The sequence below is a fragment of the Gammaproteobacteria bacterium genome (assembly GCA_013003425.1).
GTDB lineage: Bacteria > Pseudomonadota > Gammaproteobacteria > Steroidobacterales > JABDKV01 > JABDJB01.
This window is the reverse complement of sequence record JABDJB010000018.1, coordinates 13,755-31,969: the sequence shown is the minus strand read 5'-3', so window position 1 is coordinate 31,969 and position 18,215 is coordinate 13,755. Positions and strand designations below refer to the sequence as shown.

The following is an 18,215-nucleotide window of genomic DNA, read 5'->3' as shown; positions in this document are numbered from 1 at the left end:
GTGTCGTTTAACATCCTTCATATAGCGCCCGACGACAAGTTTATACCGCTGCAACGTGACCTGTTTGAGGCGGCTTATCCGACGCAAAACAAGTTTCGCGTGCTCCCTGGCGGAGCAGGGCGCCTGGTGCACTGTGAGACCAATGATCACCTGTCTGCCGTCGATGCGGGATACTTTTCTTCGGCCATGGTCAATGAGGATCTGGCTGCCTGCGATTGCGTTGTTTTTCATTCAATACGCCCGGAATTTGCGAGCATGTTCGAAAAGATCCCGGAGCGGAAGCTGGTGGTTTGGAGCGCCTGGGGGCAGGAATACGCACCGCTGCTGATTGAACGTCATGGTGAGGTTGTCCTCGACGCAAGTCGTCGGCTGCATCTGTCGTCTCGACTCACGACTTCGCTGAAAGGACTGCGTTTTAATGAATTGTTCCGACGGCTGGCAAAGCGCGTGCGCGGTGGTTCCCCGACCGTGGCGGCGTTGCGTGACATAGCAAGTCGAATTGATGTCGCCAGTGTCAATATCCTGGACTTGCCGCGGCTGCGAGAGGTGCTCACTGATTTTGACCCACAGCATCATCTGCTGCAGTACTACACAACAGAGAATACGTTTGCGCCTGGACCCGTGCGAATGTCCGGTCCCGATGTGCTCCTTGGTAATTCGGCTACTCCGACGAATAATCATGTCGAGGCATTCGATGTACTGCGGAAACTGGATCTACGCGGCCGGCGGGTAATAACGCCACTGAGCTATGGCAATGAAGATTATTCAGATCGGGTTTGTAAACTTGGCGCAGAAATGCTGGGTGATGCATTCGTACCACTGCGTGATTTCCTCACCGTCGAGGAGTTTAACGAACAGATCAAAGACTGCGGTACGGTGGTCATGAACCACATAAGGCAACAGGCAATCGGCACTATCTGTGCTGCACTTACAAAGCACGCTCGCGTGTACCTCAGGCCCGACAGTGTATTGTTCCGTTACTTCTGTGATCAGGGCGTGGCAATTCATTCTATTGTTGACCTCACCGAGCAGGCGACCGGCAAACTTTTCGATGAACCTGCCGGCAGCAGGAATGCGAGGATTATCGGCGACTACTGGAGTCGTGAGAGAGCTATTGCGCGTATAAGGGATCTGGAGACTTTTGCGGGACGCGCTGCTTTGCGTCGCTCGGCCTAGCTGATGTCCTGCCGGGCTATGCCGAGACCGCCACGCCCATAGTCGTTGCCACAGTAAAGTAAGTAGCGTGTGGAGCCGTACTCGATGACCCATGGGTAACACTGACTTTTGTTTTCCCATTCCTGCAACTCACCGCAGAGCTCCAGCTCCTCGTCGCGTCGTTCCCAGGTAATACCGTCGCGCGAAATCGCGTACCCGAGGCGATAATGACGCCCACGGATGCTGTAGATCATGTGATAGCCAGCCTTGTCACGATAAATGGCCGGCCGGCAGATTGAGTGCTCATCCGGACCGGTACCTGCTATGCAGGTGGTGTCATCCCGGTGCCAGGCAATTCCGTCACTTGAACTGGCGTATTTGATTTCGTACCTGTGCCGGGCAGTACCGCCCAGTTCGTGCCAGCCGCAAAACGCGGTGTACCACATGCGCCATGAGTCCTCGATTCGCAGCACCAGGACTGAGCCGATCGACGAGAAATCTTCGTTGGTGCGATGGAGTATCGGTGCCCGCGACATTCGTTTGAAGCAGTCGCGGGAAGACTCCCGCGCCAGTCCGAGATGATTCTGAAAAGGTACTGTCACGGACGGAGTCCAGCCGGTGTAATACAGGTAACGACTGTTGTCACTCTCCACCACGCACGGATAGGACGTGCCATTGTCGTCAAATGCTCCAAGCTCACCAAGCTCGAGGACCGGTTCCCGGCGTATTTCCGTAATTGTCGGATCTTCCCCCGTCAGGTCGAGGGTCAGTCGGCCAATACGCGAGCGGTTCTGCTTGTCCCGCCCGCTGACATACAGGTCGTAACGCCCCGGAACCGTCGAGGCTGCTGCTGCGCAGGCCCCGGTATGGGTCGTCATCCAGTCAATAGCCTGATCAGGTGCAATCAAACGGCCCAGCCGGGCCCATTTCGAGCTCACCGGATCACCCGAGGTCGGTCGAGTTGCCGATCCCGGCATTGTCAGCGAGCCGGTTGACTGAAAACAGCATCATCCAGCGTCCGCGAAAATCCAGCCAGTTCATCGGTACGTCAGGATCAACCGGAGCAACACCATGTTCGACTGATGCATTGAAGAAAACGACGTCGCCCGGGTCGATCAGGTCGTCCAGCATCAATTGCTCACCGTTTTGCAAAATTGCGTATGCGCCGCCTTGCGCAAACGATTCACCTTTTGCGCTGAGTAGCGTGGTGGGAACCGTGAGCTGGTGATAATCGACCGGGTCCGTGTGCTTGTTAAGTGCGCCGCCGCCAGACGGGTAATACTGAAATGCTATGCGGGCAATGCAACCATCATCCGGCGTGGGAGCAAGGAACCGATCCGGATCCAGTCCGCCGAGGCTGTTTTTCAGCTGGTAAACGGCCCTCGACAGCGCAAAAAGCCCGAACGCATCCTCATTCCACGGATAAAAGACAAACTGGTGAAAGCAGCCACGAACATACGAGCGCGGGTCCCACTTGTTGAGCCGATGTGAATTTGGTGCTCCGACCGCAATCGGGTGGTAATTTGGCAGCGAACTGCCACCAACTGTTGTCAGATAACTGCGAATGTTGGAAAGGAGTGACTTGTCCAGCACAGCACGCACGATATAGACGTCGCCTTCCGCAATGCCAGCACGGGCTTCGGTGAGCCAGGCGTCATTCCGGATAAGGTTATCGATGTTTTCAGCCTCGTGTACGTTACGAGCACGCATAGTTTCAGATCCGGTTGCTCTTTAATCCGCCCCAGCCAGCGAACAGTCGCTCCAGGTTAGCGTAGAGCACGTTTTCACGTTTTGCTAACGGCAGCCCGTCCATCAACGTCCCGATTCGCTGGCGTGCATCGCTCGGCAGATACTCAGGATAGTCAGAACCAACAACCACCCTTTGATCAAGCTCGCGACAGACAAAGGCCAGGTCCTGGTCGAGTGAACTGCCCGCATAACGCATCAGCGTGAAAGAAAGATCCAGAATCAGGTTTTCGTGCATTCGGACCATCTCAAACATATCCAGCAGGGACGAGGCGCCGCCATGCAGTAAAACCAGGCGTTGAGGATTACAGTCATTGACAATGCGATCGACGACGTCTGGCGCGTACGCCGTAACCCGGCCTTTCTGGCGAAACAAAGTATCCAGAAACACGATCAGTCCCGCCTGGCCGGCGTACTCAATGGTCTCCAGGCAGCATGGATCCAGGGGATCATACTCATTCAGGCGCGGGTGCAGCTTGATACCGGGAAAACCGGTAGCGGCCAGGCTTGTCAGTGCGCTTTGGCGCTCAGCGGTGCTGTCATACGCCACTGGATTGAAGCCGGCAATCGGTACGAACAATTCCGGATGCTGCATCGATAACGTAACCAGGTCTTCGTTGCGTTGATACCCGGCGATTGCTACCAGACAGGCCCGATAGTCGCGGCCGTCGATGTCCTGCAACAATCGGTCGATGCCCGAATCGTCTTTGTTATTAAGCCACCCGCCGTCTGGCTGTACATGGATGAGAGAGTCGAAGAACTTCATGGGTCTGTAGTTTCGATGATGACGGTCGACACAACGAGCTCCGCGATCCTGGCAGATTCGATCTGATTGGCAGCCATGGAAATCACGAAGCCCCGACGGTCTCTCGAATCGCGTAGTTCGCTGACCCGGTCGCCGACGGCGAGAATTGGGTCTATTTTGACGGCTCCAGGTATCTCAACGGCGTCGCGCAGGTCGATTTTCTGTACTGTACCAGCTCGCGGTTGGAAAAACCGGATCGATGCCCCGGCGTTTCGTGTCACGCTAAGATCTGGTGTACGGCCAAGCGCAACATTGATGGCTGCACCCAACATATCCACGCCGGTTGCCAGCGGTATCAGGTCCGAGTTGATATAGCCACCTCCCAGGCGGGCCGCAACTTCGATAATTTTCGGTGTGCCGCCATCGACAATTATCTCGGTATGCGATGCGCCGTTCACAATGCCCAGTGAATTAATTGCGCCCTTTGCACACTGTTGGATCGCGCTGCTTTCAGCCGCACTCAGCGACGCCGGCACATCGTGCCCCGTCTCTACAAAGTGCGGCGGGCCCGAGGTCTGTTTGCGGGTGATGGCTATGACGTGGGGTTCGCCATCGACGTTAACAGCTTCTACCGAGTATTCAGGACCTGTTATATATTGCTCGGCCAGCACCTGACCGCTTTGACTGAAAGCGGCAGCCTCCTGAAACGCGGCCGAAACATCGCGTGCCGGTGTCCCGAAATGCAGGAACCGAACCCCTTTGCTGCCGGAACCGCCTGTTGGTTTGAGCACTAATCCGTCGGGGCTTTCCTGCAGGATTGTATCGACGTCGGCGCGATCTTCGCAGATCTGAAAGTCCGGGATGGCGATTGCAGCTTGATTCAGGGTCTGCCGCATCCGTGCCTTGTCGGTGCAGGCCAGCGCAGTCTCGCGACTCAGGCCCAGTAACCCCAGCGCATGGACGATCGCGGCGAGCCCTTGCACCGGATAGTCTGCAGCCACTGTCACCACTCCGGCGATCCCAATCCGCCGTGCTATTTCTGTCAGCGTCGATTCATCCCTCAGGTCGGCAACATGGAAACCATTGGCCAGCGCACGACAAGCACAGCGGGGATCGGGATCCACGCCGAATACCTCCAGCCCCATGGCAAGGGCACGCCGGTAAAGAGCCGCCTGTTGCACGCCTCCGCCCAGGATCATTAATCGCTGCTTGCTCATTCGTCGGCTAAATCTCTTGCGACTTTTTATCGCACCGAGAGAGGTAGGTGATCTCAATTTGAATGAAACACAACGTGATGCGTTTCTGTGTGTTGATAAAAATTTCCGGCACCACTCTGCTGAGTGGCGCGAACAATGCTAAATTACACAGAAACGATAAGCCAGAACCAGAATCCAGGGATCCTGGGAAGACGACAAATCAGCTATGGATACGACAAAGAAACTGCTGGACACGATAACCCTTGAGGTACAGCGTCCGGAGCAGCTTGGCCAGGTGCAGCTGCTGGATATCGGGCGGAAGCACGGTGTGGTCAATGTCCGTGGCCTGATCGATCCGGAGACCATAAGGGCAGCAAAAAGACGCATTGAAGAGACGCTGCTAGTAGGCAACGATTGCCCCGCGACGGGGGAGAAGCCGCAGGATCTCTACAACAATCACCAGAAGTTTGCCGTTGGCGGTGGAGAACTTCGGGACAACGCACACCCGCAGTGCCTGCGTACTTACTACAACCCGGTGTTTGCGGAGGATCTGTTTGGGATGCGTGAGCCGTTTCGCGCAGCGGCGAGATTACGCAATGTACTGATGGGGTTCGAGCTGGATTTTGCGATAGATCGCATAGAAGACGGGTTCTGGACTGCGGCCCGCATACACCACTATCCACGCGGGGGTGGTTTCATGAGCAGGCACCGGGAGGACTACGTGCCGACTATCTATGAACAGTTTGGATTGAGTGGAGAGGCCTACTTCCAGCCGCTAATCGTGATGAGCAAGAAGGGGTCCGGTAGCCCGGATCACGACTTTGTGTTCGGTGGCGGCTATTTTGAGCGTGATGGCATACGTCACTATTATGAAGAGCATGCCGAGTTGGGCGATATCCTCGTCTATGACACCCGCACCATGCACGGCGTAACCGAGATCGACCCAACGCGCCCGTTTCGGCAGGACAGTGCCGAGGGTCGCTATTCCGGCTTCGTCACGCTTTACAGGGATTTCTCTGCGGATGACCACTGAGTCTCGAGGAACGGCAGGACAAGGATGGGTGCCGATTCTTCGAATTACCCTGGTAGTCTTGCTGGTCACAGTCGGGCTGATAGGGTCGACAATCGTGGTTCACCTTGGCTGGGATGAGCCTTTTGGCAGGCTGACACGCGACCCGACAGCGGTGCTGAAAGGACCGCCTTATATCGGGTTTCTGTCACAGATCGGTATCTTCCTTTGGGCAGGTTCGGCGGCTATCTGTTTTCTGGCCGCCGCTGTCCTGAACCGCGCCTCGGCTGGCGCGCGGGTTTGGTCGTTTTTCCTGTCAGCCGGTGCATTGAGCCTGCTGCTCGGGATTGACGATGCTTTTTTGCTGCACGAGAGTGTGCTGCCGCATTTCGGCCTGCCTGAGGAGGCGGTCGTAGCCGGCTATGCTGTACTGGTTGGGGCGTGGCTGGTGGCATACCGACAGCGATTGCGGGCCAGGGATGCCCTGCTGCTCATGACGGCGCTGGTGTTTTTTGCTATCTCCGGACTGGTCGATCTGGTATCCCCATGGCAAATTGGAACCTTGTATGAAGATAGCGCCAAGCTCGCGGGCCTGCTGTTCTGGCTGGCCTATTTCGCCGGCGCTGCGATGACCGCATTGTCTGATAGTCGCTAGAGAGAAGGATGCTCCGGTAGCACGCTGGCTATCGATTCGGTATCCGTTATGTTAAATTACCGCCCGAGTTGCTTTGTCACGATCCGCCGTGGCAAATTAGTGTCCGCTAGCGGATCAAAAAGAAACAAATAAGCGAGGTCATTTCGAACATCCGTCGGGCGTGGCACCCGTGTGTGTGGCGAATACTCAAACTCATAAAACAACGCGGTAGAACCGCGGGACAGGCTTCAGTGAAGACAGACAAGATAGAACGCGCCGGAAGGGCGCCGGGTAACGGTAGTAAATGGTCCGGTTGGCTGGCCGTAATCGGGGTCTCGCTGGCCCTGTTTGGGTATATTTTTCTCAATGACAGTAGCTGGATATCAGCTGCGGTTCTGGTTGCGTTTCTGGCACTGGCAAGGTTTTGGCCGGCATCCCGGGCATTGACGCGGGGACTTTCGGTCGTAGTTGGCGGCGTGTTAATGGCGCTGTACATCTCGTCATACCTGACGAACTGGGTTGAGGGGCCGCGGCTGCTGGATCTGCTGGTTGTCCCGGCGGGTCTCTGGTTTGTCCAGGCTCTTCAGCGCCACGATGTGAGTCGCCGGCAGCCGCAGGCCGATACTCACGAAATTTCATCGCTGCAGCCAGCCGAGCATTTCGAACATGCGCTTGATATGGAGATGCTGCACAGTCGTCGCTACGAGCGATCCTTCTGTCATGTAGTCGTCAAATTCGACAAACCAATGGAACTCCTGAGTGCTTCTGATGCTGCTCTGTTGAGCAGCCTGTTCAATGAATCGGTCCGATTGAGCGATCAGGTGCATGCAGCCAATCAACCAGATGAAATTTTACTGCTTTGTCCAGAGACAGATATCAAGGGTGCAATGTTGTTCGTGAACCGGCTCCGCCTGAGCTTCCAGGAGCTAAGCGGCTGCCAGGTCAGATTTGGCTGGGCTGAATTTCCATCGGAAGCGCTGACCACGGGTGAATTGCGCAGTGAGGCCCGGCTGAAATTGATGCCGGATCATGCTGCACATTCCAATGTGCGTCAGGTAGAATCCGCCGTCGCATAGCAGGGCCAAGACATGACTGAAACCGTTGCCGCTCGATCTTTTCTGCCGAGATTCAAGGTTCTCACCGGAAAACCGTATGCCGCCATCAAGCGAGGTCTGGACCTCGCGCTGGTTCTTGTAACCGCGCCAATTACCTTGCCGCTCATGTTGCTGGTGGCCCTGGCGATCAAACTCGAGGACCCGCGGGGGTCCGTGCTGTTTTTTCAACAGCGCACCGGTATCGGGGGACGCCGCTTTACCATGTTCAAATTCCGCACCATGGTCGCGGACGCCGAGAAGCTCAAAACAGAGCTGGCCCGGCAGAACAAGCTGGCCTGGCCCGACTTCAAGGTGGTCAATGACCCGCGCATCACGCGCGTGGGCAAGATACTAAGAAAAACCAGCCTCGATGAAATACCCCAGCTTATTAACGTGCTCCTGGGCGATATGTCTCTCGTTGGCCCTCGGCCAACGTCTTTCAAGCCGGATACGTACAAGCTCTGGCAAAGTGCCCGTCTGGAGGTGCGTCCAGGATTGACCGGGCTGTGGCAGATCGCCGGTCGTGGACATCTGGAGTTTGAGGAGCGTGTACGCCTGGATATCCTCTACATCCGTAACCGATCGCTGATGCTTGATATTATGATCATGCTGTTTACCATTCCCGCCGCGCTGAAAGGCGCCTAGCTGTCAAGGCCGCAGCTTGGATTCATTGTGGTCAGGAATTTCACGATCAATGAGCTGGCACTCGGCTTTCTGGCCGTATCTGCGGCAACCCTGGCCGGCCTGGCAGCGGCAGGAGTACCAGCGGCACAAACCGTTGCGCTGCTGTTCGGCGCGCTGGGAATATTTGCACTGACTGTCTGGCGCACCGAGATTGGCCTGGCCCTGCTGATCTTCGCTATTTACGTCAATCTGTCAGCCGTCCTGATTGAATATCATGGCGTGGCATCCGTGGCGAAAGGTTACCTGCCGTACATAGTAGTTTTGCTATTTGCCGATTGGGTGCGCAGCGGACACCGGCCATACCTTCCGGGAAAGGCGATGCTGGTGCTGACGGTGTACTTGATCGCGCTGACGTTGTCGTTCTACTACGCTCAGGACAGCAATCGGGTGAGCGATGGGCTGACCGAGCTGCTAAAAAGCCTCGCGCTGGCGCTTGGGATTGCCATGCTCATCTGGCGCCCGGACCGTTTGCGGATCGCTTTGTGGAGTATTCTGGGCGGCGCTATCTTCCTTGGTGGCCTCAGCACCGTAAAATTCCTGAGTGGGAATTTCACTCCGGAATACGGAGGTTTCGCCCAATCCAGCATTTCTTTCATGTTGGGTGAACAAAAGATCTTCCGGATGTCCGGCCCGCTGTATGACCCGAATTACTTCGGTCAGCTGCTGCTCATCGCGATGCCAATAGCAGTAGAGCGCATGATTAACGAAAAGTTTATCGGGCTTCAGATTGCAGCTGGCGCGGCGTTGTTGTTGGGTCTGGCGTCGGTCATTCTTACTTTTTCACGCGGTGCGTTTGTAGCCGTCCTGGTGGTTGCGGGAATTGCGATACTGGCTAGCCGCTCACGGCGCAGGCTGATGGCATTGAGTGCTTTGGCGGTGCTCGTGAGCCTGCCCTTGCTGCCCACGGGCTATCTCGATCGCTTCGCCTCTGCGTTGCCGGCGCTGTCGCAGGAGCGGGCGGACGTTTCCGTTCGCGGTCGTGCCAGCGAAATGCTGGTCGCGTGGGAAATGTTTCGCGATCACCCGCTGCTTGGCGTGGGCTACCAGAATTATCCGGAGTATTTTCAGCGTTACACGATCGAATTTGACCAGATGCCGCGTGGTCAGGCCCGCCCGGCCCATAGCCTGTACCTGGAAATAGCGGCCGAGCGCGGCTTGCTGGGATTGTGCACCTTCGCAGCGTTATTGCTGTATTTTGGCAGGGTCGTGGTTGAAGCGCTGCGTCATCCCGATCGGGTCGGTGGCGAGGATGCGGCGGACATGGTTGCGGGTCTGGCGATGGGTTTCATTGCGTATCTGGTCGCCGCTGTTTTCCTGCATGACGCGTATCCCAGGTATTTCTGGCTGATGACCGGCCTGATCCTGGCGGTATCGGGTATGCTCAGCCAGCAGGCCGGTCAAGCCGCGGCGTTGGCTGATCGCAACCACCCGGGCATTGTGCCCCCTGAACCAGTGTCGTAATGAATAGCTCCGGACAAAATTTTCTCGCCTCGGCCATAAACCTGGTATTTCGCGACGCGAAAATTATTTTTGGCGTTACGGCCCTGACAGTCATCATCGCTGTTGTGGGCTCACTATTGATGGCAAAGACATACGAGGCCAAGGTTACCCTGCTCGTCAAATTCGGGCGGGAGTTTGTCTATCGTGCAGAGACCGGCGACGGCAGGGAGACGGTTCCACAGCGAACCGGCATGGAAGAAGCGATCAACGCCGAAGTGCAGATCCTGGCCAGTCGGGATCTCAAGGAGCGGGTGATCGCCACGATCGGAATCAACCGACTATATCCGGACCTGGCCGGTTCGGATGACGCGCTGGAAGACGCAATAGACAATTTCGCGTCAGCTCTTGATATCAACAGCATCGAGCGTTCCAGCATTATCAATGTCTATTTTCGGCATATTGATCCCGATCTTGCTGCGGATACTCTGAACGAGCTTGTCAATGAATACCGCTCGAAACGACTGGACGTCTATCGCAACTCTGATGTTGGTTTTTTCCAGGGTGAGGTCGACCGGCTGACGGCGGCATTGCGTGAAGCCGAATCCGACTTTGTTTCTTTCAAAGCAAAGAACAAGATATTTGAGTTCGACAGCCAGGCGAATTTACTGGTAAGCACTCGTAACCAGCTCGCGACCGAGTTGGCCAATGCCGAACGCGCTATCAGTGAAATGAGAGAAAAGCAAAAGGCACTGGGCGGACAACTCAAGCTTCAGCCTCGAACAATCGTTCTTTATACCGACTCGGAAAGAGGTCGGCGGCTCGATCAGGCTCGTTCGCAGATTTTTGAGCTTCGTTTGGAGGAACAGAATCTGCTTTCGTCCTACAGGGAAGACAGCAAGGCGGTGACCAGTGTGCGGGCCCGGATTGCACAACTTGAGGCTTTTATCGCCGAACAAGGCAACGATGTCAGCGGTCAAAGCGTCCGTACGGGCCCCAACACGCTCTATCAAACGCTCGAGGCACAACTACTGGCGGCTCAAACAGATTTGTCAGCAGCCGAGGCAAGGCGTGACGCGACCGCCCTGCAGCTGGATCAGCTCGATCAGGAAATCGTGCGGGTCTCGTCACTTAACTCCCGGTACGATGAGCTCGCACGGGAAGTGGAGAGCCATCGCAGCGCGCTCGACGCGCAACTAAACAATCTGTCTGATTCACGCGCTTTTGCAGCGCTTGACGAGCAGAATCGCACCAACATCAGGGTCGTCCAGCCAGCAGTTCCGCCCAGCTCTGCCATCGGCATGACGCGCAAGGGCAGGGTGTTTCTGGCCATACCTCTTGGGCTCCTCGCCGGTGTTTTCGTAGCATTCATCATGAATGTGTTTCGCCCGACAGTGGGCGAGCCGCTAACGGTCGAACGCAGAAGCGGGCTGGACGTTCTGGCGACCATGGATCGGTCGAAATGATGCAGGTTTGCTGCTATGTATGCTGAGTACTACAAGCTCACCGAAGAACCGTTCCCGGTCACGCCGGATCCGACCTATTTGTTTCTCAGTAACAGCCACAAAGAGGCGCTCGCGTCTATTGTGTACGGGATTGAAAACCGTCGCGGCTTTGTTGCTATTGTAGGCGAAGTCGGGACTGGCAAGACGACTATTCTGCAGGCATATCTGGATACAGTGGACAAAGAGTCCACTTCAGTCATCTATGTCTACGATCCCCAGGTCACGTTCGAAGAACTGATAGTTTTTGTCGCCGCAGAGCTCGGCATCACTATCAGGGAGGGCGCCTCACGTTCGGCAATCGTTACCGAAATCCACTTTGCGCTGGTGCGGGCGTTCCGAAGTGGTCGCACCGTCATTTTGGTGATTGACGAAGCACAAAATATACCGGTTACAACTCTCGAATCACTGCGTTTGCTGTCTAATATTGAGACCAAGCGGTCGAAGCTGTTGCAGATCGTTATGGCCGGGCAACCGGAGCTGGAGCAGCTGCTGGCCCGGCAGGAATTACGTCAGCTGCATCAGCGCATAGCGGTAAAATCGACCATCGTTCCGCTGACTACTGAAGAAAGCCGCGACTACATCAATGATCGAATCGAGGCCGTTGCGCTCGAAAGACGACAAATTTTTGATGAGCGCGCACTCAATAGAATAATAAAGTTTGCCGGAGGGATCCCGCGGCTGATAAATATCGCGTGTGATGCCGTTTTGATGAACGGATACGGTCATGGGGCGTGGATAATCACCGACCAGGTAGCCAAAGAGGCTCTGGCAACACTCGAGCAACCGGCGGCGCGACCGCTGTTACCGTACTGGAAAATTGCTTCCGGCCTTGCCGCGGCGGCACTCGTCGCGCTCGTTACACTTAGGCTCACAACGTTGAGCCAGACACCAACCGCCCAATCGGTCAGCCAGGCGCCGGTCGCGCAGCCTGCCGCCGAAAGGGAACAACACGTATTTGTTGATCCGGTTGTAACGAAATCGCAGCGGGATACGGATACCATGGTAGCGATTGAGCAGAAACCGATAGCGGCGCCGGCGGCAATCGATACGCCAGATGAGGCAACCATTTCCGGGCGCAAGGCCAACGAATCAGATGCTGTGGTAAGCCGAGAGGTGAAATCGGCCCCTGTTTCGGAGAGTGTCCTTGCTGCTATACCGGACAGTGTCTTGCCAGTTGCAGCTCCGTTGGAGTCGGATGCTGTCTTTCGCGTCAAATGGGATCCGGAGAACCTGCCGGACGCCGGATTTCCAATGCAGCGGCTTATCCGTCGCGGTGAAATGATTTCGCAAATTTGCCTCGACATTTATGGCTTTGCCGGGCCGGAACTTTATGACCTGCTGCGCAAACGCAACAGTGGACTGTCGGACATCCATGATATTTCGCCCGGACAAACCATCGTTCTGCCGCGGTTAACTGCGGAGTTGCAATCACTACGCGAGCAGTACATAAAAAGAAAATTGCGTCGCCGGGCCCGCCGTATGGCGGATGCGTCATGAGAGAGGGCGCCATCATGAGGACATTCCGCTTTGCTGCACCTGTAGGATGCTTCCTGATACTGCTTGCGGCCTGTGCCGTGTCTCCGTCGCCGCCACCTGTGCCGCTGGAACAGTTGACGGCGCCGGTCGAAGATTTCCCGGAGTACGTAATTCAGCCGGGTGATGAGCTGGAAATCCGTTTCATGACGGCTCCGGAGCTCGACGACATATTGATCGTTCGGCCAGATGGTCTGATTACACTGCCCTATATCCCTGCAATACGCGCAACAGGATTGACGCCGGAACAGCTCGATGCTGAATTGACCGAAAAATTTGCCAGTCAATTAATCGACCCGGATGTCCATATCACTGTTCGTTCGTTCGGCGGGCAGCGAGTCTTCGTCGGCGGACAGGTACGGCGTCCAGGCGTCGTGGAGTTTACCGCTCCGATCACAGTGCTTGAGGCGGTGATCGCTGCAGGGGGCCTTACGGACGACGCGGATGCCGATGAAATACTTCTGATTCGTCGTGGCGAGGACAACAGGCCATTTTCGGTGAAAGCCAATGCACCCGAAACACGTGTGTATCGGCTGGCCGCCGCGGATGTTGTTTACGTGCCTCGTAGTCGTATCGCAGACAGGGTACGGTTTGTTGATCAGTACATTCGGCAGCTGCTGCTGTTCGGTGGCTTCAGAATCGGCTTTGGTTACGATCTGAACGATCCTGAAAGCTGACAGGCCTGAGGCAATGAGCCGACTATTCGATGCACTGCACAACGCTGGCAATGACGTTGCCCGCAAACTGGACCCGCGTGAGGCGACGCAATCATCGCCGCGTGAGGCCCTGCAGCCACCGCGCGCCGCGCAGCCGGGTGACGAACGGTTCTTTGCTTTACTTGAAGCATTGCGGAATATTCATAGTCGCAGGCACGGTCGCATAGTGGCACTGATGGGGGTGCGGGGCGGCGAGGGTACCTCGGTCCTGACGCGTGACCTGGCAGGGTTTATAGCCCGACAAACCGGTGCTCAGGTTCTGCTGCTCGACGCCAAGTCGCACAGTTCCGGAGGTTTGCAAAATCTTCGTCGTCCAGGCGCACTCGACAGCGTTGTGACCCTGCGCAGCCCCGGGCTTGTCCATCCACCTCGTACCGGGCTTCCGTCCAACTGCACGTCGGCAACATTGCTCGCAGAAAGCGACGCGTACTCGCCCGAAGACACCGCCCGTTTTTTTGGTCAGGTTGCCGCGGAATTCGAGTGGGTTGTTCTCGATTGCCCTCCGGTACTGCACCCGGAATACCAGAACTCGAGTGCAAGAGTCGCTGATGGAATAATCCTGCTGGCGGAATCTGACCGGACCGAGACAAATGATCTTATTCGTGCCTCCAGGACCTTGAAGATTGCCGATGCCAATGTCCTGGGGGTCGTGCTCAACAAACGCACGAATTTTGTTCCATCAGTTCTCCGCAGGGTATTGAGCAGGTTGGGAATAAGTTTGTGATTTGATGCATAAGATAAAGAAAACAATAACGTATTCACAATGACACAAAGAAAACAATAACGTATTCACAATGACACACAGAAAAATACTAGTTATCGGTTTCGATTCGGCTGAACCCACGCTTCTGGATGAATGGTGTGGTGATGGCACGCTGCCAAACCTGAAGTCACTGCGTGATCGCAGCGCCTGGGCCAGCGTTTCTTATCCGCCGTTTCTTGGTAGTGGGGCAATATGGCCGTCACTCCTCACGGGCGTTACACCGGCAACGCATGGGCGTTACTTTTTCCTCCAGATCAAGCCGGGAACCTATGAGCAATACTCTTTTCCGCGAGAGCAACTCGCCAGCCGTCCGCTGTGGGATGTCCTAAGCGAAAACGGCAAGCGCTGCATTGTTGTTGATGTGCCCAAGTTCGGTCTCAATGATAATATCAATGGCGTACAGGTGGTTGACTGGATGGTTCATGATCGACGCAGTCAGACGCCGCAGGTGACGCCAAAGCGGCTAAGTGATGAGCTGATTTCAAACTACGGACTCGACAGCATCAGTCGCTGCGATAGCGTGGATCCGACGCCAGAAGGCCTGGGTGCGTTGTATGCCTCCCTGGCGCGGCGGATTCGTTTGAAGACCGAGTTCACGACAGACTTGCTAAAGAAAGAAGACTGGGACCTGTGCTGTACCGTTTTCCACGATCCTCATTGCATTGGCCACCAGAGCTGGCACGCCCGCGATTCCAAACATCCGAGGCACGACAACGAGCTGTCCAATCACGTCGGCGATCCGGTCAGGAAAGTATATCTCGAGCTGGACCGCGCCGTCGGCCGACTGCTCGATTGCGTTGATACCGACACACTCGTCGTCTTCTTCAGTGGGCCAGGTATGGGTCCGAACTATACCGGCAACCATCTTTTGGAAGCGGTGCTGGGCAGATTGGACCAACGTCGGCCGAAGCTCGGTAGGCGCCTTATGATGAGCGCCAGACATACCTGGCACCGGTTGCCACGCAGGATCAAGTTTTTCCAACCACTACGCAAACGGGCTAAAAATGCCGCCGACGCGGCTGATGCCAGGGGCTGGGCAGACTGCACGTTTTTTCCGGTACCGCACAATGATATTGCCGGCGCCATTCGATTAAACGTAGCAGGCCGGGAGCCGCAGGGCGTCGTGCAGCCGGGAGAGCACTTTGACCGTGTATTGCACCAACTCAGGCAGGATCTGCTCGAGCTGAGGAATCTGGAGACGGATGAACCGATGGTTAGCTCCGTTTGTCTGTCGTCAGAATATTTCGACAGGAACTGTCCGCATTTTGACGAGTTGCCGGACGTGTTTGTAAATTGGAATCGCAATGCGCCAATTTCGCGGGTGGGATCGACGAAGGCGGGCATTGTGGCGGGAGAGTTCCGGGCGCGCCGGACTGGTGACCACACGCCAAATGCTGTGATATTTGCTGCGCATGGGAATATTCAAGCGGGCGAGATGCCGGAACCGGTCAATCTCTATGCTATTGCTCCTACGCTTGCAGCGCATCTTGGCGTCGCAATGAATCAGGCAGAGGCGCAACCCGATATTCGTTTTGGTGCAACTGCCAGAGGCATTGTGCCTTGATTTAGTTTTTGTTTTTTCGTCTTGGGTGCTGGCAAGACATGTTTACACGATACAAAGGATGCGCCGATGATCGACGCATAATCGCCGATATTGCGACGCGGCTAGAAGGGCATTTGCCCGATGCTTACGGCCCGAATGCGACATTGCGGACGCGTGCGCCCGTGATCCTTTCGCATACGAGCTCGTTGATTCTGCATTATCCGGTCAGTCTGCCAGACGGGTCGGAAAAGCGATTACTGGTTAAAATACGACGCCACCCGAAGATGACAACCCTGAAAGCGACACTGGATTCCCCCGACCTGCATAGCAGGATGCGGCATGAGTTTGATGCAATGGATGAAACCTTCAGGCATTTTGACGCCCGGTGCGCGGAATTACGCGGCGTCCGGACGTTTGTGTTTCTGCCCGAGTACAACGCCGTAGTTACGGAGCAGTTCGCTGGCCAAACTATGCGGCAGTTGCTTATGACTTGTGCACCGGTGGGTCGGAGCCGTCGAAACATCGAGATGCTGAAGGTCGCGTCCAGGCGAGCCGGAGCCTGGCTGCGAGAAGTGCAGTACAGCATGAACAGATCCGAAACAGGGGTGGTGTCGTCACAGCTCTACGACGAGGAAGTAGCTGCACTCATCAGGGATCTGGGTACTTGTGGAGTCAAGGGAAGTGTGATCAACAGATTGAGCGATCAGTTCCGCAGTGCTGCAGCGACAATTGAGGGCCGAAAGCTTGAGCTTGGGAGGTCCCCGGAGGATTACACAACCGACAACGTTATTTACGATAGCGAGGACAAACTGGCTGTAGTCGATCTCAAGTACCAGGCCGCCCCGAATTATCGTTCGTTGAGCCTGTTTCTCATTCATCCGGATACCTATAAACCACAATTCCTGACATTTGGTAAGTTTTTCCGCAGCGCGATTCTCAGTACTTTTCGGGCGAATGTTCTGGCTGGGTATTTTGCAGATACCACTCCGGATATTCATGTGCTCAACTTTTATTGTGCCCGCAATATCTTGGAAAAGTTCGTGATGTACGAGAGAATCATTGCCGGGCATAGCGGCCTGAAGTCCATTGTCTCGTCGTCGATCAGGCTGGAAATGGCGATGTATTTTGGCGCGCAGATCGATCGTTACCTTGCGGCAGCTTCGCCAGCCGACGTAATGCTAAAGGAGCGGGTCCGGGACTGAGGCAGAGACCGGTGGTGGCAGAATCCGGTTTTAACTTGAGTCTACTGAAACACGCAATGGCAGCCCCGCAACCTTTCTTCCTGGTTATCCAGGTTCACTTGCCCGCGGTGCCAGTCAGAGAGGCATGAGTGAGAGTCGCTCAGGTAATTGATAAGCTCACCGCCGGCGGCGCACAGACCTTGCTGGTCACGTTTGCGGAACAGGCACGGAGGCGCGGGACCGACGTAACCGTCATCGTGCTGTGGGCTAATCCGCGACAGTTCCTGGTGCAGCGCCTGGAATCGGCAGGAGCCAGGGTAGTAGTACTTCCGGGTCGACGGCTTTTTAATGTGAAGCGGTTTCTGAAAATGCTGCGGTTCTTTCGTTCCGCGCAATTTGATGTGATCCATACCCATCTGTTTCACGCCGACATTCTGGGCGCCGTGGTTGGCCGGATGACAAATACGCCGGTTATAAGCTCCCTGCATAACATTGCGACGCCACCGGGCAAGCTGCGTGCCTTTGTATGGCGTAGTGCCGTAAGGCACTTTTGCACTTGTGTCATTGCGGTGGGACAGTCGGTCGCAACAGCGCACGAAAAGTGGCTGGGCTCACTGCCATGCAAGGTTTTATCCAATCCGGTGCAGCCGGTCGCTGGCTGCTCGATCGAGCAACGCCGCGAGCTAAAGCAGTCATTGCTTGGTGCAGCAGATAGCCGGCTGATACTTGCAGTAGGCATGGTAGCGCCACAAAAGGCTTATCAGGACCTGGTGGCTGCCTGCGCCCCGATCTGCGTGCCGGGTAGCGGAAATTTCCTCGCAATTGCCGGCGACGGGCAACCTCACCACATGGCTCATTTGCGCGAGGTCATTGAGCAGTCAGGAGCGCAGGTTCTGGCGCTCGGGGTGCGTGAGGATGTGGCACTGCTCCTTGGCGCGGCTGATGTGTTTGTCATGTCATCTCACTGGGAAGGGCTACCGGTGGCGCTGCTGGAAGCAATGTCCGCCGGGCGCGCCGTTGTTGCAACGAGCGTGGGCGAAGTGACAAACGTATTGAGCGACGGTGCCGGCATACTGGTACCGCCAGGCGATATTGAGCAGCTGCGCGAAGCTATTCGAGGCATGTTGGACGATGCCGGCCGGCGGCAGCACTATGGTGAAACGGCGCGGCGGCGGGTGGCAGAACAACACGATCCGGCAGTTTGGTTCGACAGCCAACTCAAACTGTATGCCGCAGCGACTGCCGCGCCGACCATATAAGATGTGGCTACGCCA

17 protein-coding genes are annotated in these 18,215 nt (G+C 56.0%); 13 read left to right on the top strand and 4 right to left on the bottom strand.

The window, feature by feature from the left end; translation table 11 throughout:
* Positions 1 to 1,176: a TDP-N-acetylfucosamine:lipid II N-acetylfucosaminyltransferase gene (locus HKN06_03640; GenBank protein NNF60406.1), complete on the top strand. Its 1,176-nt coding sequence runs from the start codon at positions 1 to 3 to the stop codon at positions 1,174 to 1,176.
* Here HKN06_03640 and HKN06_03635 read toward each other — a convergent pair.
* Genes HKN06_03635 through HKN06_03620 form a run of 4 tightly spaced genes read right to left on the bottom strand, consistent with a single transcriptional unit; the run spans position 1,173 to position 4,863 of the window.
* Positions 1,173 to 2,093 (bottom strand): hypothetical protein, encoded by a 921-nt coding sequence (locus tag HKN06_03635; GenBank protein NNF60405.1) that lies wholly within the window; start codon positions 2,091 to 2,093, stop codon positions 1,173 to 1,175. The genes HKN06_03640 and HKN06_03635 overlap by 4 nt on opposite strands.
* A gap of 4 nt (positions 2,094 to 2,097) precedes the next feature.
* The gene (locus HKN06_03630) at positions 2,098 to 2,865 is read right to left on the bottom strand and encodes a hypothetical protein (GenBank protein NNF60404.1); all 768 of its coding nucleotides are present in this window, start codon (positions 2,863 to 2,865) and stop codon (positions 2,098 to 2,100) included.
* 4 nt (positions 2,866 to 2,869) lie between these two features.
* Positions 2,870 to 3,667: an amidohydrolase family protein gene (locus HKN06_03625; protein NNF60403.1), complete on the bottom strand. Its 798-nt coding sequence runs from the start codon at positions 3,665 to 3,667 to the stop codon at positions 2,870 to 2,872.
* Positions 3,664 to 4,863, bottom strand: coding sequence for an ATP-grasp domain-containing protein (locus HKN06_03620; GenBank protein NNF60402.1), 1,200 nt, complete (start codon positions 4,861 to 4,863; stop codon positions 3,664 to 3,666). The genes HKN06_03625 and HKN06_03620 overlap by 4 nt, the downstream gene beginning before the upstream one ends.
* Before the next feature lie 205 nt (positions 4,864 to 5,068).
* On the opposite strand from HKN06_03620, the gene HKN06_03615 reads away from it, so the two are divergent.
* The 12 genes from HKN06_03615 (at position 5,069) to HKN06_03560 (ending at position 18,200) form a co-directional block, all read left to right on the top strand.
* Positions 5,069 to 5,875 (top strand): hypothetical protein, encoded by an 807-nt coding sequence (locus tag HKN06_03615; GenBank protein NNF60401.1) that lies wholly within the window; start codon positions 5,069 to 5,071, stop codon positions 5,873 to 5,875.
* A 28-nt stretch (positions 5,876 to 5,903) separates the two neighbouring features.
* Complete coding sequence (locus HKN06_03610) at positions 5,904 to 6,506, top strand: hypothetical protein (protein NNF60400.1); 603 nt, start codon at positions 5,904 to 5,906, stop codon at positions 6,504 to 6,506.
* Positions 6,507 to 6,736: 230 nt separating this feature from the next.
* Positions 6,737 to 7,561 carry a hypothetical protein gene (locus HKN06_03605; GenBank protein ID NNF60399.1) on the top strand — a complete coding sequence of 275 codons (825 nt, stop codon included), beginning with the start codon at positions 6,737 to 6,739 and terminating at the stop codon, positions 7,559 to 7,561.
* Positions 7,562 to 7,573: 12 nt separating this feature from the next.
* Complete coding sequence (locus HKN06_03600; protein NNF60398.1) at positions 7,574 to 8,224, top strand: sugar transferase; 651 nt, start codon at positions 7,574 to 7,576, stop codon at positions 8,222 to 8,224.
* Between the two features lie 27 nt (positions 8,225 to 8,251).
* A complete protein-coding gene (locus HKN06_03595; protein NNF60397.1) occupies positions 8,252 to 9,724 on the top strand; it encodes a hypothetical protein in 1,473 nt (490 codons plus the stop codon).
* Positions 9,724 to 11,166 (top strand): hypothetical protein, encoded by a 1,443-nt coding sequence (locus tag HKN06_03590; protein ID NNF60396.1) that lies wholly within the window; start codon positions 9,724 to 9,726, stop codon positions 11,164 to 11,166. The genes HKN06_03595 and HKN06_03590 overlap by 1 nt, the downstream gene beginning before the upstream one ends.
* A gap of 15 nt (positions 11,167 to 11,181) precedes the next feature.
* Positions 11,182 to 12,702, top strand: a complete 1,521-nt coding sequence (locus tag HKN06_03585; protein ID NNF60395.1) for an AAA family ATPase — start codon at positions 11,182 to 11,184, stop codon at positions 12,700 to 12,702.
* The gene (locus HKN06_03580; GenBank protein NNF60394.1) at positions 12,699 to 13,415 is read left to right on the top strand and encodes a polysaccharide export protein; all 717 of its coding nucleotides are present in this window, start codon (positions 12,699 to 12,701) and stop codon (positions 13,413 to 13,415) included. The genes HKN06_03585 and HKN06_03580 overlap by 4 nt, the downstream gene beginning before the upstream one ends.
* 13 nt (positions 13,416 to 13,428) lie before the next feature.
* Positions 13,429 to 14,178 carry a hypothetical protein gene (locus HKN06_03575; protein ID NNF60393.1) on the top strand — a complete coding sequence of 250 codons (750 nt, stop codon included), beginning with the start codon at positions 13,429 to 13,431 and terminating at the stop codon, positions 14,176 to 14,178.
* Positions 14,179 to 14,248: 70 nt separating this feature from the next.
* A complete protein-coding gene (locus HKN06_03570) occupies positions 14,249 to 15,781 on the top strand; it encodes a hypothetical protein (GenBank protein ID NNF60392.1) in 1,533 nt (510 codons plus the stop codon).
* A 38-nt stretch (positions 15,782 to 15,819) separates the two neighbouring features.
* Positions 15,820 to 16,962, top strand: a complete 1,143-nt coding sequence (locus HKN06_03565) for a hypothetical protein (protein ID NNF60391.1) — start codon at positions 15,820 to 15,822, stop codon at positions 16,960 to 16,962.
* Positions 16,963 to 17,090: 128 nt separating this feature from the next.
* Positions 17,091 to 18,200 carry a glycosyltransferase gene (locus HKN06_03560; protein NNF60390.1) on the top strand — a complete coding sequence of 370 codons (1,110 nt, stop codon included), beginning with the start codon at positions 17,091 to 17,093 and terminating at the stop codon, positions 18,198 to 18,200.
* Positions 18,201 to 18,215: the final 15 nt, after the last annotated feature.